At 46.5% G+C, this 790-nt stretch carries 2 protein-coding genes; one reads left to right on the forward strand and one right to left on the reverse strand.

The window, feature by feature from the left end; all coding sequences use genetic code 11:
- Window positions 1-254, reverse strand: a 254-nt coding sequence (gene folB / locus KIV40_RS29900; RefSeq protein ID WP_285352898.1) for a dihydroneopterin aldolase, incomplete at its 3' end; no start/stop codon positions are given.
- Window positions 255-376: 122 nt separating this feature from the next.
- On the opposite strand from folB, the gene plsY reads away from it, so the two are divergent.
- Window positions 377-790 (forward strand): glycerol-3-phosphate 1-O-acyltransferase PlsY (gene plsY / locus KIV40_RS29905; RefSeq protein ID WP_285352899.1); only part of this gene is annotated, 414 nt, incomplete at its 3' end.

The following is a 790-nucleotide window of genomic DNA, read 5'->3' on the forward strand; positions in this document are numbered from 1 at the left end:
ATCAGCTCTGCAATCTCTTCTGCGACACGCTCTACCAGCAGAAAGCGACCATTCTCAATATGATCAAGGACCGCAGTGCTCACCTTAGAGTAATCCAATGCATCAACAACATCGTCGCTCTTGCCTGCAGGGCGATTGTCGTGAGCCATCTCAATATCAAGCACCAGTTTTTGCTTAATCTCTTGTTCCCAATCGTAAACACCAATCGTCGTGATTACTTCTAACTGTTCGATGAAAACTTTATCCAGTGCCATTAGTTGTCCTTTTAGAGGTCGGATACCCAAAATTGGGAAAAAAACGTATTATTTGCCTAATTCAAGATATGATATCAATTACTCTTGGATTGAGCATTATTTTCCCATCATTAAGGACAGACATGACTCCACTGGCACTCATTATGATCATTGCAGCCTATCTATTGGGTTCAATCTCAAGTGCGGTCTTAATATGCCGAGTCGCGCGTCTGCCCGATCCAAGGACAGTCGGCTCTAATAACCCCGGAGCAACCAATGTATTGCGCATTGGAGGCAAGGCTGCTGCGGCCTCTGTACTGCTGTGTGACATGCTAAAAGGGACCATTCCGGTCTGGCTTGGCTACTTTCTCAATATCGATCCAATCATTCTGGGCGTGGTCGCCATTGCCGCTTGTCTTGGTCATATGTATCCAATCTTTTTTCACTTTAAGGGTGGCAAAGGCGTCGCAACTGCTCTGGGTGCGATAGCCCCAATTGGTCTCGACCTTACCGGGATGATCATGGCGACTTGGTTACTGGTAGCGTTTCTATTTCGC

It is taken from the genome of Vibrio sp. D173a (assembly GCF_030248475.1).